Source organism: Kocuria sp. CPCC 205261, assembly GCF_040981025.1.
Lineage (GTDB): Bacteria > Actinomycetota > Actinomycetes > Actinomycetales > Micrococcaceae > Kocuria > Kocuria marina.
In genome coordinates this window covers 203597-218038 of sequence record NZ_JAVKPU010000001.1, presented here as the reverse complement: position 1 = coordinate 218038, position 14442 = coordinate 203597, and the positions used below count along the sequence as shown (strand labels likewise).

Here is a 14442-nt window from a genome sequence, read left to right as displayed (position 1 = left end):
CGCCTCAGCGCCCGCCCGGTCAACGCGGAGCGGCTGATCCCGGGGTGCGAACGGCGTGCATCACTCGGATCCCGGAGCGCTCTTTCAGGCCCGGTGGCGCGGCGCCGGGCGGCCACCGCGTCGGCCTCTGCGCGGCGGGCGGGCCGCGGTCTGCGTGGCTGCCGACGCCTGCGAGGTCTCCCGGGTTCGTGGGGACTCAGAGGCGGCACTGTCCGTTACGGTTCCCGGCTGACGAGGGGATTCTGCGGGGCGGTCCGAGGCGCCCACTGCCGCCTGCGACTCGGTGGCGGTGGCCTCGACGGTGGAGATCTCGCCCGTGCTCAGGTCCACGCGGGTGGCCAGGGGCTTCTCCTCCACGAACAGCAGCAGCACGAACGCGAGCACCGCGAGCGGGATCATGAACAGGAAGATGGGCAGCAGGGCGTCGTTGTAGGACTGGATCACCGGGTCGCGGAACATGGCCGGCAGCCCGTGCACGCTCTGCGGGGTGAAGGAGTTGGCGTCCATCGCCCCGGCGGACTTGCCCGGGATCTTGGGCAGGTTCTCCGCCAGCAGGTCCTTCAGCCGGGAGATGAACAGCGAGCCCACCACGGCGGAGCCCACGGTGGCTCCCACCTGGCGGAAGAAGTTGCTGGAGGCGGTGGCGGTGCCCACGATCCGGTTGGGCACCGAGTTCTGCACGATGAGCACCAGGATCTGCATGCTCAGCCCGATGCCCGCGCCGAACACGGCGAGGAACACGCACATCCGCACGGTGGAGTCCGAGACCTCCAGGGTGGACAGCAGCCACAGGCCGATGCCCATGATCACCATGCCCACCAGGGGGAACAGCTTGTACCGGCCCGTGCGGGAGACGATCTGGCCCGAGACGATCGAGGTGATCAGCAGGGACGCCATCATGGGGGTCATGAGCAGACCGGCCTGGGTGGCGTCCACGCCCTTGACCATCTGGATGTAGGTGGGCATGTAGCCGATCGCGCCGAACATGGCCACGCCCACCGCGAGCCCGGACACGGTGGTCAGGGTGAAGTTGCGGTCCTTGAACAGGGACAGGGGGATCACGGGGCTGCTCGCGCGGGTCTCGGCGATCACGAAAGCGATGGCCCCGGCCAGGGTGGTGGCGCACAGCAGCAGGATCTGCGGGGAGTTCCAGTCGTACTGGGTCCCGCCCCACGTGCACACCAGGATCAGGCACGTGGTGGCACCGGCCAGCAGGATCATGCCCAAATAGTCGATGCGTTCGCGCTCCTCGCGGGGCCGCCGGGGCAGCTTGAGGAACACGGCCACCGCGATGATGGCCAGGATGCCGAGCGGGATGTTGAAGGAGAACGCCCAGCGCCAGCCGGGACCCTCCGTGATCCAGCCGCCCAGCAGCGGCCCGGCCACCGAGGACACGGCGAACACGGCGCCCATCACGCCCATGTACTTGCCGCGCTCACGGGCGGGGACCACGTCCGCGATGGAGGTCTGGGCGAGGATCATCAGACCACCGCCGCCCAGGCCCTGCACCACGCGGGCGGTGATGAGCCAGCTCATGGTCCCGGCCGCCGCACCCAGGGCGGAGCCCGCGATGAACAGCACGATGGCCGCGATCAGCACGGGCTTGCGGCCGAGGAGATCGGAGATGCGGCCGTAGACCGGCATCATCACGGTGGAAGCCAGGATGAAGCCGGTGATGACCCAGCTCATGTGGTCCACACCGCCCAGGTCTCCCACGATGGTGGGCAGGGCGGTGGAGAGGATGGTCTGGCTGAGGGACGCGAGCAGCATGACGACCATGAGGCTCGCGAACAGCAGTCCGAGGTGGGGTGGTTTCTCGTCCACAGGAGGGCTGGACGCAGCCCGGGTGGCGGTGGCGGTCATGAGATCTCCTTGAGAGCGGTGCGGAAGACGCCGATGGCGTGGTCGAGCGCGCGCTGGATGGCGGCGTCGTCGGGTGTGGTGGCCAGATGCGTGTTGGTACGGAACACGAACTTGATGACCGAGCCGGCCAGCAGGACGAACGCGTGGGTCGTCTCCTCCGAGCGGGGAGGGGTGTCGCGCGCGGAGTGTTCGGTGACGGTGGAGACCACGAGGTTCTCCACCGCGGTGATGTGCATCCCGATGCGCCGTTTGAGGTCGGGGTGGGCGCACACCAGTTCACGACGGCGCGTGGCCAGTTCCGGGGGTCCTGTGGCGTCCCGGAGGACGTCTACGAACAGGCGCACGGTGCGAGCGAACTCGTCCCCGGCGTCAGGATCCGTGTAGCGCTCGCGAGCGGCCTCGGACAGTCGCGGCGGGGTGAGCCCCAGCATCGCGTCCTCCTTGGACGAGTAGTAGTTGAAGAACGTCCTGCGGGAGACCCCGGCACGTTCGGCAATGGCTTCCACGGCGGTGTCGGCGTAATTCCCCGACGTCGCGAGCTCCAGCGCGGCGCGATGGATCTCCGCGAGGGTGCGAACACGGTGGCGTTCACGCAGGGAGGGATGGGATTCAGGCACGACGAAAATCCTATGCACGAGTGCAAAGTTGCACAAGTGCAACGTGTGCACGGGTGAAGTGAGTTCCGTCACGACGTGCGGGGTGTGACCGGCAGCCAACCCGGGTCCTTTAAGACGCATGCGATGCCCACCCGGGCCCTCTCGGACGCACCCGGTCCCTACCCATCCGCCCGCTCCTGGCCGCCACGGCAGCCGGACTGCACAACACCTGGGGCCCGAAAATGCACGGATTCTCGAATCCACGTGTTGTTCCGGGACACAGATGTTGGGGGCCGGATGGATGGCCGGGTCGATACAGTGGGGCGGTGACAGTTCCCCTCCTCGCCTGTGTGGGCCCGGCCCAGCACGGTGTCCGCATGCATGCCGAGGCACTCGCGCGGCACACCCCGGAAGCCCGATCGGTGTCCGGCACGGTCGACGAACTCCTGCCCGACCTGCTCCGCGACGACGCCCCCGTGCACCTGCACTTCACCGACCGCGTGTTCGGCGATTCCGCCGCGGCCGCCGCGGACACGATCGCCCGGTTGGCTCGGGTCCGGCCCGTCTCGGTGACCCTGCACGACATTCCCCAGCCCTCGGACGGCCACGCCTTCGAGGCGCGACGTGCCGCCTATGCGCGCGTCGCGGACCTCGCGCGCACCGTGATCGTGAGCAGCGCGTCGGAACGTCGCCAGCTCGAGCGGTTCGTCGCAGCCGATGTCACCGCCGTTTTCGTGGACCCGCTGCCCATCGATCCGCCGGAGCCGTGGGAGTGGGCGGCCGCGCGACGTCATCCGGCGAACGGCACTCCGAGCGTGGCGATGCTCGGCTTCCTGTATCCGGGCAAGGGCCACGACCGTGTGGTCGCGGCCCTCGAAGGTGTGCGTACCCCGGTTGACGTCGTGGCACTGGGCCGCCCCTCGGACGGTCACGACGACCTCGTCCCGGCCCTGGACGCCGCGGCCCGCGCACTCGGGCACTCGTTCAGCGCCACGGGATTCCTGCCCGACGCCGCCCTGACCCGCGCCGCGCAAGAGGTTACGGTCCCGGTGGTCGCACCGTCCCACGTCTCGGCCTCCGGATCGGTGGGCCGGTGGATCGCGAGCGGACGCAAACCCCTCGTGACGCCCCACCCGTTCTTCGAGGAACTCGCGGCGCGGGCCCCATGGGCGCTTACGCTCACCGATGACCTCCCGACGGCGCTTGCTCGCGCACTGGAGGATCCCGCCGCCACGTGGATCGATCCCGCCGCGTGGGATGTGACTCAGGTCCCCGGCACGGCTGCTGCCGCCGCAATGCAATGGGAGCGGATCACGGGGGATCGACTCACACCTCGGCGAGGTGCGCTGTGAGCGCGCCGTCGATGAGCGTCATCGTCCCGTACTTCGAGAACCAGCGCGGCCTGGACCGCCTGCTCGCCGCATTGGCGCAGCAGGACCACCCGGCAGAAGAGTTGGAGGTTGTGGTCGCCGACGACGGCTCCGCAGAGGCCCCCGCGATCCCGCCCGTCCCGTTCACGTGCACCGTGGTGCGCCAGGAGGACCGGGGCTTCCGCGCGGGGGCGGCGCGCAATCTCGGGGCGCGCACTGCGCGGGGTGATGTGCTCGTGTTCCTGGACGGGGACATGATCCCCGAGCCGGGGTTCGTCTCCGCGATGCTCACCGGGCTCACCCGTGCGGATGACGGCCACGGCGCGCTCGCGGTGGGCGCTCGCCATCACGCGGCGCTCGACGGCCTCGACGTGCCCGCCGTGCTGCGCTGGGTCGCGGGCGAGGACGTCCCCGGCGCACGTCGGCTGCAGGATCCCGTGTGGCTCGCGGACGGCTACGCCCGCACGGCGGATCTGGCGGACGCGGGGACCGAGGACTTCCGGCTCGTGATCAGCGCGCTGCTCGCAATGGACCGCGCACTCTTCGAGCGCTGCGGTGGCTTCGACGAGACCCTCGTGGGCTACGGCGGCGAGGACTGGGACCTGGCGTACTGCTGCTGGCAAGCGGGGGCGCGCTTCACCCACGTACCGGGGGCCGGGGCGTGGCACGACGGTCCCGACTTCGCCGGCCGCAGTGCCACGCGCGCGGTCAAGGACGCCGAAACCCTCGCCCTCGCCCGGCGGATCCCACTGCGCAGCACGCGCGGGTCGGGCGTCGCGTTCGCCCAACCGTGGGCGGTCGTGCAAGTGCACGGGCACGACGACGCCGCCGAGGCCTACCTCACCGCCGCCCACGTCCTGCGCGACACGGATGCCGGGGTGTGGTTCGTGGACCGCGCGGAGGTCCCGGACGCGCTCGCCGAGGACCCCCGGATCCGGATCGGTGCACCACCGCAGAACGTGCTCGACCGGGCCGTGGTCCTCGCCGATGTCCACGCGCCCCTCACACTGGACGTACCCCTGCGTCGGTGGAGCGAGCGCGGGGAGACTCATGTGCCGGGGCTACTCACGGTGCGTTCCGTGCGTGCCGTGAACCGGGCAGAATCGAATCCGGTGCGCGTGGACCCGGACGATCCGCAGGTTCCGGTCCACGCCGCGGACACCGCACGACGACTCGAGGACAGGGTGGGACATGACCACTGAACCGACGAACGACGCACACATCGCGGGCCGCCGGGTGCACTACGGGGACTTCTACGGGCTCAACGGGCTCCCCGACGTCCCGCTGTTCGCGGTGTACGGCAACTGTCAGGCCGAGTCCCTGCGCGTCCTGCTCCACGGCGCCCTGGCCGGTGAGTGGCACGGGGTGCGCCTGCCGCCCGTGCACGAGTTGACCGAGCAGGACCTGCCCCACTTGCATACCCTGCTGCCGCGGCTCTCGCTGTTCGTGACCCAGCCCGTGGCGGCCGGATACCGCGGCCTGCCCCTGGGCAACAACGACGTCCTCCCGCGCTTGGCCGACGACGCCCGGATCGTGCGCATCCCGGTGATGCGCTGGACCGCGCTCATGCCCACGCTCGCGATCGTGCGGGCCCCAGGCGTGGGGGACCCTCCCGTGGCCCCGTACCACGACCTGCGGGTGCTGACCGCCGCGGCCCGGGGTGAGTCCACGGTGGAGCTGACCCGCCCGACCCCGGAGGCAGTGTGGGCGGCACGGGAAGAGTCGCTGCGACAGCTGCGAGTGCGGCAGGACGCGCACCATGCCCTCGATGCCGCCTCGATCCTGGATGCCGCCGGCCCCAATGCCGTGCACGTGATCAATCACCCGGGTAACGGGGTGCTCACGGAGGTCGCTGCGGCGATCCTGGCGGAGGCCGGCCTCAGCGCGACCGTCCCCGATCCCAGGCGGGTGCTGCTGGGCGGGATCCGCGCACCGATCTACGCCAGCACGCTCGAAGTCCTCGGTCACGATCCCGACGACTTGATCGGGGGTCCGCACGACGACTGGATCATCCACGGGGAACACATCCCGGAACAGGACATCGCGGCCGAACACCTGCGCTGGTACGCCCAGAACCCCTCCGTGGTCACGGCCGGACTGGTGCGCCACGAGCAGCTCATCTCCCGCCTGGGACTGGACGGGGGGCTGCGCCGATGAGCCCGGAAAAGAAAGACGCGGCGACCGCGGCGTCGTCGGGCCCCGAACGCACTGCGGACGGGCACCACATCGTGGTCAACGGGCGCACATGGCGCGCCACGGACCCGTGCATCCCCGAGAAGTTCCGGGAGGAACTCGTCCGCGAACTCATGAGCGCCCGGCGAGCCGTGAAGTCCAAGGACGAACACGCGCGCGAGCGGGTCCAGGACGCGAAGGTCGCGCTGGGGGAGCGAGGTGACCCGTGGTGGGAGACCCCCTCGGAGTCCGGGCTGCGGGAACGGCGTGCGGCCACGATCCGTGCGCTGCTGCGGCACCGAGGGGGCACGACGATCTGCCCGTCCGACGTCGCCCGGACCCTGGGCGGGGAAGAATGGCGGGACGACATGCCCGGGGTGCGGGCGGTGGCCCGGGAACTGGCGGACGTGGGGGAGATCACGGTGCAGCAAAAAGGTGAGACAGTGGACATCACCACAGCCCGTGGCCCGGTCCGGCTCGCGCCGGGACCAGAACTCACGGGGATGCCCGCGGACGGGGACTGAAACCGCTCGCCCGGACCGAGGAGGTCGCGTGACGTTCCTGGACGACGCGACATCACTAACGGGAACATGCACGCGTGCGGCCACGACCTGCACACCGCTGGTCTCGTGGGCGCGGCCACACTGCTGAGCGCTCGCCGGGACGACCTGGCGGGCCACGTCGTGTTCATGGTCCGGCCCGGCGAGGAGGGACCCGGCGGAGCGGCGCCCATGCTCGCGGCCCTCGCCGAACTCGCGTGGGAGCGTCTGGCGCGCGCCTGATGTTCCGGCCGGGGGCCGGGGCGGTACGCCCCGCTCAGCGTACCCGTTCCCCGGCCTGCCACACCCCGCGGACCCGGCCGCGCAGTTGCGTGACGCCCTCGCGGTGGAGATCACCCTGGAGTAGGACCAGATCCGCCGTGGCGCCACGCTCGAGGTTGCCCAGGCACGGTTCCCCGATGAGCTGCGCGGCCGTGGATGTCGCGGCACGCAACGCGTGAGCCGTGGACATCCCGTTGGCCGCCATGAGCTCGATCTCCTCGAGGTTCTCGCCGTGGGCGCCCACGCCCGCATCCGTGCCCATGGCGATCTTCACGCCAGCGTCGTGGGCCTTGGCCACGGACGCGCTGTGGGCTTGCGCCACGCGGCGGGCCTTCTCGACCACGCCCGGGGGCATGGGCACGCCCGCCTCGTGGGCCGTGATCACCGCGAGCGGGGCCTGCAGCGTGGGGACCAGGAAGGCGTCGTTCTCCAGGAGCAGCTCGATGGCCTCGTCGTCCAGGAAGATCCCGTGTTCCACGGATCGTGCTCCGGCGCGCAGGGCGTTCTTGATCCCGGGGGCACCCTGGGCGTGGGACATCACGTAGGCACCCTGTGCGCGGGCCTCGGTCACGATGACCTCGATCTCGTCCGGGCCGAACTGCGAGTGCTGCGGATCGTCGTCGGGGGACAACACACCGCCCGTGGAGCAGATCTTGATCTGGTCTGCACCGGCCCGCAGGATCTCGCGGGCCTTGCGCCGCACGCCGTCGGGACCGTCGGCCACGCCGTCGGGGCGGCCGGTGTGCGGCGCGAGCATGGGTGAGCACGCACCCGAGAGCAACCAGCTGTCCCCGTGGCCCCCGGTCTGGGACATGATGCTCACCGAGAGTTTCACGCGTGGTCCGCGGACCAGCCCGGTGGCCAGGGAATGTTTGAGGCCGGCGTCCGCACCGCCGGCATCGCGCACGGTGGTCACACCGGCGTCGAGCGTGCGGCGCATGTTGTCCACCGAGCGGTAGAACTGCGTGGAGAACGGTTCCGCGAAACCCGCGAGGGACCCCGCGTTGCTCACGGTCAGGTGTACGTGGCAGTCGATGAACCCCGGGGTGAGCGTGTGTCCCGAGCCGTTCACCGTGCGCGTGTCCTGCGAGGCCTGGATCTCACCGTGCGAGGCCACCCGCTCGATGCGTCCCTCGCGCACCAGGACGTCCCTGGTCCCGGAGTGGAAGTCCGTGCCGTCGAAGACGACGACGTCCGTGAACAGCGTGCTGGTGGGTTCCCTCATGGTGTCCTCCCGGGGTGTGGGCGTTGCGGCGGAGTCAGGCGTGCAAAACCTCGTGGGATTCCGAATCGCGAATGTCCGCCGTTTCGATCTGGAACGTGGAGTGGTGTACCGACACATCGAAGTGTTCCGCGACACACGTCTTCACGTCCCGGAGCAAGTCTGCCGCATGCCCATCCTGGAAGCACTCGTCCTCCACGACCACGTGCGCGCTGATGGTGGGAAGGCCCGTGGCGACCGTGGAGGCGTGAACGTCGTGCACGTCCACCACGTGGTGCAGGGCCATGATGTGCTCGCGGAACAGGTCCAGATCCAGGCCGCGCGGCGTGAACTCCATGAGCACCGCTGCGGTCTCGCGCATGATCCGCACGGCGCGGGGGAGGATGAGCGCGGCGATGAACAGTGCCGCCACGGTGTCCGCGCGCTGGAACCCGGTGGTCGCGATCACCACGGCGGCCACGATCACGCCCAGCGAGCCCAGGGCGTCGTTGACGACCTCCAGGAACGCGGCACGCATGTTGAAGTTGCTCTCCCGGCTCGAGGACAGCACCAGGATGGCCACCACGTTGCACGCCAACCCCACGGCGCCGAAGACCAGCAGCTCCGCGGGCGGTACCTCGCGCGGTTCCACGAGCCGCCGGACACCCTCCACAGCGGCGAAGATCCCCACGCCCAGCAGGAGGGTGGCCTGGCCGAGGGCCGCGATCACCTCCACGCGCCGGAAGCCCCACGTGTGCTTGGAACTGGCCGGGCGCGTCATCAGGTGCGCCGCGACGAGCGCCACGAGCAGCCCGATCGCATCCGTCAAGGCGTGGACGGTGTCGGTCAGCAGGGCCAAGCTCCCCGTGATCACCGCCCCCACCGCCTGGGCCACGACCATCCCCGCGGTCAGCCCGAAGGCCACCCGCAGTCGCCCCCGATGGCCCGCGGCTCCCGGGTGCGTGTGCCCGTGTACGTGTCCGGCGCCCATTACTCGGCCTCCCGTCCCGACGACGACGCCACCCCGCCCCGCACTGCAGCGGTCCCGGTGGCGGGTCCCTGCGGGGGATGACGCAAGTGAGCGCACAGCACCGCGTCGGTGCCGGTGGCGTGCAGGATGCGTTCCGCGGCTGCGATCAGGGCCGCGAGTTCATGGGGGCGGGTGAGCGAGTACCACGTGGCGCGCCCCTCCGGCCGTGCCTGGATCAGGTGGCACTCCACGAGGAAGCTCAGGTGCTTGCTCACCGTGGACTGGGCCAGGCCCATGTGCTCCACGAGGTCCCGGACCCGGTGTTCCCCCGAGGCCAGGTGCTGCACCACGGCCAGCCGGGTCGGTTCACTCAGGGCCTGGAACAGGTGCGCGTACGCGGCGGTGGCTCGTGCATCCAGCGTGGGGAGCTCACTCACTTCAATCGCCATGGAGCGATGATATCGCTGCACACCGCATGCGGGAAAGCGTGGGACGATGTGTCGCCCTGGCCGCCGCGAACGACGCCCACCCCGCGATCCTGCCCGGCGTCGTCGAGCTCCAGAATCCTGGCTGAGTCGCGCTTGCTGACCAGGGGAGTGCCCCCGTGGAAGGCAACGGGCCACGGCGCGTCCAAGTTTTCGGTCACGGTCCGGGGCTCACCCAACGACGACGCCGCCGCCGTTTCGCTCGGGTCGGCTCGGACGTCCGGTCGCCGTTGCACGAGGTCAAAAGGAAAAGGCCGGACACAAGGAACGCGGTGGCTGCGGGACGTGATGTGGAAACCATGCTGAGCTCCTTTCGGGGCCGTGGCGTGGATCCGGCCTACCGGGGCTGTTCAGGCCGACTGCGATCCTGACTCGAGGGCGACGGCGTGGACGGCGGCCGCCAGCGCGTGTGCGAGGTCATCGAAACTCAGCGCTGAATCCGCGGGGGTGTGATCCGGGTCGGTCTCGGCACCGATCCCCGCTGATCCTCTCGACCTGACCGCGGGTACGTGGATGAACGCAGCGGGCAGATCCGTGCGGTGCAGCGCGGTCCAGAAGACGGCGTTGCACAGGAAAGCGCCTGCGTCGTCGGAGACCTCGGCCGGGATGCCCGTGTCCTGGACGGCATGGGCGAGCGCGGAAGGGTCAATGCGGGACTCGAGGCGCTCGGGACCCTCGGCGAGGGGAGCGGCGTCGCGGACCCCGCCGTCGTTGTCCGGGATGCGCCCGTGCCCCAGGTTCCTGGCCCACCGCTCAGGGGTGACGGCCGTTCGGCCGCCCGCTTCACCCACGGCCACGACGGCGTCGGGCCGGTGTTCCTCGACGGCCCGCAGCAGCGCGGGACCCGCGCCGGACCACCTGACGGGGAGGATCGCCGTGGCGATGCATACGCCGTCGCTCGGCGCGACCTCGCGGAGCATGTCGACGGCGACGCCGCTCGCGTTCTCCGTCTCTCCACCGAAGGGCTCGAAGCCGGTCACGAGGATCTTCATGGGCTCACAGTATCCCCGCGCGGCGGGTCAGCCTCGGAGGATCTTCTCCACGGCCATGCCCTGGGCGAGCTCGTCGACGAGCTTGTCCAGGTAGCGGATCTCCCGCAGGAGGGGTTCCTCGACCTCCTCGACGCGCACGCCGCAGACCGCACCTGTGATGAGGGAGCGGTTGCTGTCCGTGGCAGGGGCGTCGGTGAAGGAGGTCTGGAAATCGACGTCGTTGTCGAGCTGGCTCCGCAGCTGCTCGGGGGAGTATCCGGTGAGCCAGCAGATGATCTGGTCCACCTCGTCCTTGGTGCGGTTCTTCTTCCCCGCCTTGGTCACGTAGTGCGGGTACACGCTGGCGACGCTCGTCGTGTAGCTGCGGTGCTGGGGCATGGGGCCCTTCTGCCGGGGGCAATGGGTGGCGATGCACGTGTGTCCCGAAAAAACATGTCCTTGGCGAATCGCATGTCTTCACGGGGCACAGATGTTCGCGACGATCCGGCGGCCGCGCTCCCGACTCCATCGATCGGGAGCGCGGACAGCAAAGATCCCGCGCCCTTCCGGACACGGGATCTGAGAAAAATGTGGAGCTTAGGGGAATCGAACCCCTGACCTTTTCATTGCGAACGAAACGCTCTACCAACTGAGCTAAAGCCCCGAACAACAGGGAACACTCTAGCCCTCCGCGCCGGTTTTCGCACATCCGCGCGCCACGAAGCCGTACGTATCGCCCGGATGGGCCTGCACGCCCAGCTCGGACAGGCCCGGACATGGCGCACGCACGGGTGCACTTAGGGTGGGAGCATGACCGTAGCGGACACCCCGACACCCCCCTCTGAGCCCGCGGAGCCGGGCGCGTTCACCGTGGGGTACGTCCCCGGTGTCATGCCCGGCAAGTGGTTCGGCCGGTGGCGCGAGCGCAGGATGCGCCCCGAGCTGCGGGACGTCCTGGTCCCGGCCGCGGAATGGCGCTCGGCGCTCCACGACGCCGCCGTCACCGCGTGCTTCGTCCGGCTCGGCTGGGCGCCGGGGGATCCCTCGCTCGAGGACCTGCGGGTCACCCACAACGCGGTGCACCTCTATGACGAGCTGCAGGTGGCGGTGCTGAGCACCGACGACCTCCTGACCGTCCTCGACTCCCTCACCCTGGCGCAGCTCACCGAGGAGTCCACCCCGCAAGCGCACGCCGACATCGACGACGCCGCCATGGCCGTCGAACTCGCCGCCGCCGGCGTGGGCCCCGTGGTGCTGCCGATGTCCGTGGCGCGCCTGCATGCCCGCAAGGACGTGACCTTGAGAGAACTCACGGACGCCCCCACCGTTCCCGTGGTCCTCGTGTGGCCCCGCGGCCTGGATGACGAGGGTGAGGACACGGTGCAGCGGTTCGTGGGGATCGTGCGTGGCCGTAAGGAGTCCAGCGGCAGGGAAGCGCCGCGAGACGGCGGCCGCACCAAGGATGGGGCCCGTGACAGGGACAGGCGAGCGGCGTCATCGGCGGGGAAGCGTAGCGCAGCGAAGCCGGGACGCGGGCGGCCTTCCCAGGGTGGGGGAGTCCGCCGGAAGCGGAGCTGACGGCCCGCGCTCAGCCGTCCCCGCGGCGTTCCGCGGACGTGGTTCCCTCGCCGGACTCGTCGCGGCTGGGGGTGCGGCCGTCCGGGGTGTGGCTGTCCACGTCCACGGGTTCGGGGCGCACCGGGGTGGTGCGCAGCTTGCCGGTCGTAGGCACACGCGGCACGGGGAAGGACGTGGTGGGTGCTTCTCCCTGTGTCTCGGGCTCGGCCCCCGTGCGCACCGTGACCTGGTTGGTCAGCGGGATGCGCAGCCCGTCCCGGTCGAGCATTTTTTTGATCCGCACCCGCATCACGCGGGCCACGTCCCACTGCTCGAGGGGAGCGGTCTTGACGGCCAACCGGATCGTGATGCTCTCACCCGAGATGTTCTCCACACCCCACACCTCGGGGTCCGCGACGATGCTGGGACCCACGTCCGGATCGTCACGCACGAGCCGGGCTTCGTGTTCGATCATGTCCGCGATCAGGTCGATGTTGGTGTCGTAGGGCACGGGGATGTCCAGGACACAGCGGGCCCAGCCCTGGGACTGATTGCCTACGCGCAGGATCTCGCCATTGCGCACGTGCCACAGGGTGCCCTTCACGTCCCGGACCTGGGTCACGCGCAACCCCACGTTCTCCACGGTGCCCACGGCCTCACCGAGATCCACGGAGTCACCGATGCCCAATTGGTCCTCCGCGACCATGAAGATCCCGGAGAGGTAGTCCTTGACCAGGGACTGCGCACCGAAGGACAGCGCCACGCCCGCGATGCCCGCGGAGGCGAGCACCGGCCCGATGTTGTACCCGAGTTCCGAGATGATCATGAGGATCGCGATCGCCCACACCACCACGGTGGACACGGACGAGAGCACCGCCCCGATGGTCCTGGCCCGCAGGCTTTGGCGTTCGGATGCCAGCCCCGCGTCCTGCACCCAGCGGGCCTGGCCGTGGTCGAAGCGCTTGATGATCCGCGATTGGGTGCCGCGTGCAATCCCCCGGGTGATCTTGCGGATCAGCAGGCGCACGAGCGCGGAGACCACCACGGCGCCCAGCAACACGAGCACCACGCGGAACGGTTTGTCGAGCCAGAATTCCCAGTTGTCCATCCCCGCCAGGGTAATGGCCCGGGATGCGTGCCCGCTCAACGCGGAGCGGGAGCGGCCTCCGAGAGGGCCGCCGGACGACGTCGCCCGCGGACGTCACCCGCCGACGTCGCCCCCGGACCGTCCCACCGTGCGGCCCGTCCGCGCCCCAGCGAACCGACGTGCTGCGCGCCTCACAGCCAGTTCTTGACCTTGAACACCGCGTAGAGCACCACGGCCACGAGCAGCATGAGGCCCAGGGACATGGGGTAGCCCAGGCGCCAGTCGAGCTCGGGCATGTGGGTGAAGTTCATGCCGTAGATCGAGCCCACGATGGACGGCGCGAAGAGGATCGCCGCCCACGAGGAGATCTTCTTCATCTGTTCGTTCTGCTGCATGGCGGCCTCGTTCTGCCGCGCCGTGGTGAGGGTGGAATCCACGCTCATGGCATCGGTGAGCGAGGCCCGCATGGATTCGAGCTTCCCGCTGACCTGGATCACGTGATCCAGCACGTCCCGCAACCGGTGCTGCAGTTCCTCGTGCGTACCGTACTTGGTGAAGCCCGTGAAGTAACGCTGCATCACGTTGCTGAGTGGGGCCACCCCGCGGTGGAAGTCGTTGATCTCCCGGGCGAGCTCATAGATCCGCTGCGAGACGTTCGGCTGCCCGGCGAACAACGCGTCCTCGATCTCGTCGATGTCGTTCTCGAGACCGCCGAGCACGGGGAAGTAGTCGTCCACGATCTGGTCCAGCAACGCGTACAGCACGCCGTCCGGACCGAAGCACAATAGCTCCCGGTCCTCCTCGACCCGCTTGCGCACCCGCCCCACGCCGCTGGACTCGGAGTGGCGGATGGTGATCACGAAATGGGGTCCGGTGAAGATGTGGATCTCACCGATCTCCACGGTCTCGGTCGCGTCCTGGTAGACCGCCGGGCGGATCACGGTGAACAGCGTCTCGCCGTAGCGTTCCATCTTGGGGCGCTGGTGCGCCTGGACGGTGTCTTCGACGGCGAGCTCGTGCAGGTGGAAGTGCTCGGCGAGCGAGCGGGTCTCGTCCGGATCGGGCCGGTACAGCCCGATCCACGCCACGACCGTGTCCCCGCTCTCGGACGCGGAGGGCTCCCCGGGATGCTCCAGCATCCGCTGCAGCAGGTCGTACGTCTCCTCGAGGGACCGGGGCGACTCGACCCTGCGCCCGTTGCGGTAAATGGCGTTCTCCACGATGCTCACCCGGACATTATGGGCCCCGCCCGCGCGCCGCACCGACCGCACCCTGCCGTGCCCGCACCGCCCCGGGGAAACCGGTCCGCTGTCAGGGGTCACCCGGAACGCGTCAGTAGACTGGCGCTC

The 14442-nt window shown here is 69.8% G+C and carries 14 protein-coding genes, 1 tRNA gene and 1 pseudogene; 6 read left to right on the top strand and 10 right to left on the bottom strand.

All coding sequences use genetic code 11. From position 1 onward, the window contains the following. Positions 1-84: 84 nt before the first annotated feature. Together RF646_RS01000 and RF646_RS00995 are read right to left on the bottom strand one after the other, a co-directional pair. On the bottom strand, positions 85-1863 hold the full coding sequence (locus RF646_RS01000) for an MDR family MFS transporter (RefSeq protein WP_368834984.1): 1779 nt from the start codon (positions 1861-1863) through the stop codon (positions 85-87). Continuing rightward, entirely contained in the window at positions 1860-2480 is a 621-nt protein-coding gene (locus RF646_RS00995; RefSeq protein ID WP_368834983.1) for a TetR/AcrR family transcriptional regulator, read from the bottom strand. Before RF646_RS00995 ends, RF646_RS01000 begins: the two co-directional genes overlap by 4 nt. Before the next feature lie 305 nt (positions 2481-2785). Here RF646_RS00995 and RF646_RS00990 point away from each other — a divergent pair, with 305 nt between their 5' ends. The 5 genes and pseudogenes from RF646_RS00990 to RF646_RS00970 form a co-directional block, all read left to right on the top strand. Beyond that, positions 2786-3811, top strand: a complete 1026-nt coding sequence (locus RF646_RS00990; protein WP_368834982.1) for a hypothetical protein — start codon at positions 2786-2788, stop codon at positions 3809-3811. After that, the gene (locus tag RF646_RS00985) at positions 3808-5031 is read left to right on the top strand and encodes a glycosyltransferase family 2 protein (RefSeq protein WP_368834981.1); all 1224 of its coding nucleotides are present in this window, start codon (positions 3808-3810) and stop codon (positions 5029-5031) included. Before RF646_RS00990 ends, RF646_RS00985 begins: the two co-directional genes overlap by 4 nt. Further along, positions 5021-5986 (top strand): WcbI family polysaccharide biosynthesis putative acetyltransferase, encoded by a 966-nt coding sequence (locus RF646_RS00980; protein WP_368834980.1) that lies wholly within the window; start codon positions 5021-5023, stop codon positions 5984-5986. Before RF646_RS00985 ends, RF646_RS00980 begins: the two co-directional genes overlap by 11 nt. Next, positions 5983-6525, top strand: a complete 543-nt coding sequence (locus tag RF646_RS00975) for a DUF3253 domain-containing protein (RefSeq protein WP_368834979.1) — start codon at positions 5983-5985, stop codon at positions 6523-6525. The genes RF646_RS00980 and RF646_RS00975 overlap by 4 nt, the downstream gene beginning before the upstream one ends. Before the next feature lie 48 nt (positions 6526-6573). After that, positions 6574-6738, top strand: a pseudogene (locus tag RF646_RS00970) (M20/M25/M40 family metallo-hydrolase); the annotation flags it as partial. A 79-nt stretch (positions 6739-6817) separates the two neighbouring features. Here the strand turns inward: RF646_RS00970 and RF646_RS00965 are convergent. From RF646_RS00965 to RF646_RS00940, 6 genes are all read right to left on the bottom strand, one after another. Next, entirely contained in the window at positions 6818-8047 is a 1230-nt protein-coding gene (locus RF646_RS00965) for an amidohydrolase family protein (RefSeq protein WP_368834978.1), read from the bottom strand. 34 nt (positions 8048-8081) lie between these two features. Further along, positions 8082-9014 carry a cation diffusion facilitator family transporter gene (locus RF646_RS00960; RefSeq protein ID WP_368834977.1) on the bottom strand — a complete coding sequence of 311 codons (933 nt, stop codon included), beginning with the start codon at positions 9012-9014 and terminating at the stop codon, positions 8082-8084. After that, on the bottom strand, positions 9014-9442 hold the full coding sequence (locus RF646_RS00955) for an ArsR/SmtB family transcription factor (protein ID WP_368834976.1): 429 nt from the start codon (positions 9440-9442) through the stop codon (positions 9014-9016). Before RF646_RS00955 ends, RF646_RS00960 begins: the two co-directional genes overlap by 1 nt. 386 nt (positions 9443-9828) lie before the next feature. Beyond that, positions 9829-10470, bottom strand: coding sequence for a pyroglutamyl-peptidase I (locus RF646_RS00950; RefSeq protein WP_368834975.1), 642 nt, complete (start codon positions 10468-10470; stop codon positions 9829-9831). A 27-nt stretch (positions 10471-10497) separates the two neighbouring features. Then, positions 10498-10848: a DUF2200 domain-containing protein gene (locus RF646_RS00945; RefSeq protein WP_368834974.1), complete on the bottom strand. Its 351-nt coding sequence runs from the start codon at positions 10846-10848 to the stop codon at positions 10498-10500. A 192-nt stretch (positions 10849-11040) separates the two neighbouring features. Next, positions 11041-11113 (bottom strand) — tRNA-Ala (locus RF646_RS00940). A 146-nt stretch (positions 11114-11259) separates the two neighbouring features. On the opposite strand from RF646_RS00940, the gene RF646_RS00935 reads away from it, so the two are divergent. After that, positions 11260-12027 carry a LysR substrate-binding domain-containing protein gene (locus RF646_RS00935; protein WP_368834973.1) on the top strand — a complete coding sequence of 256 codons (768 nt, stop codon included), beginning with the start codon at positions 11260-11262 and terminating at the stop codon, positions 12025-12027. A gap of 10 nt (positions 12028-12037) precedes the next feature. On the opposite strand, the gene RF646_RS00930 is transcribed toward RF646_RS00935, so the two are convergent. Further along, on the bottom strand, positions 12038-13114 hold the full coding sequence (locus tag RF646_RS00930; protein ID WP_144999168.1) for a mechanosensitive ion channel family protein: 1077 nt from the start codon (positions 13112-13114) through the stop codon (positions 12038-12040). Between the two features lie 170 nt (positions 13115-13284). Beyond that, the gene (gene corA, locus RF646_RS00925; RefSeq protein WP_368834972.1) at positions 13285-14322 is read right to left on the bottom strand and encodes a magnesium/cobalt transporter CorA; all 1038 of its coding nucleotides are present in this window, start codon (positions 14320-14322) and stop codon (positions 13285-13287) included. Positions 14323-14442: the final 120 nt, after the last annotated feature.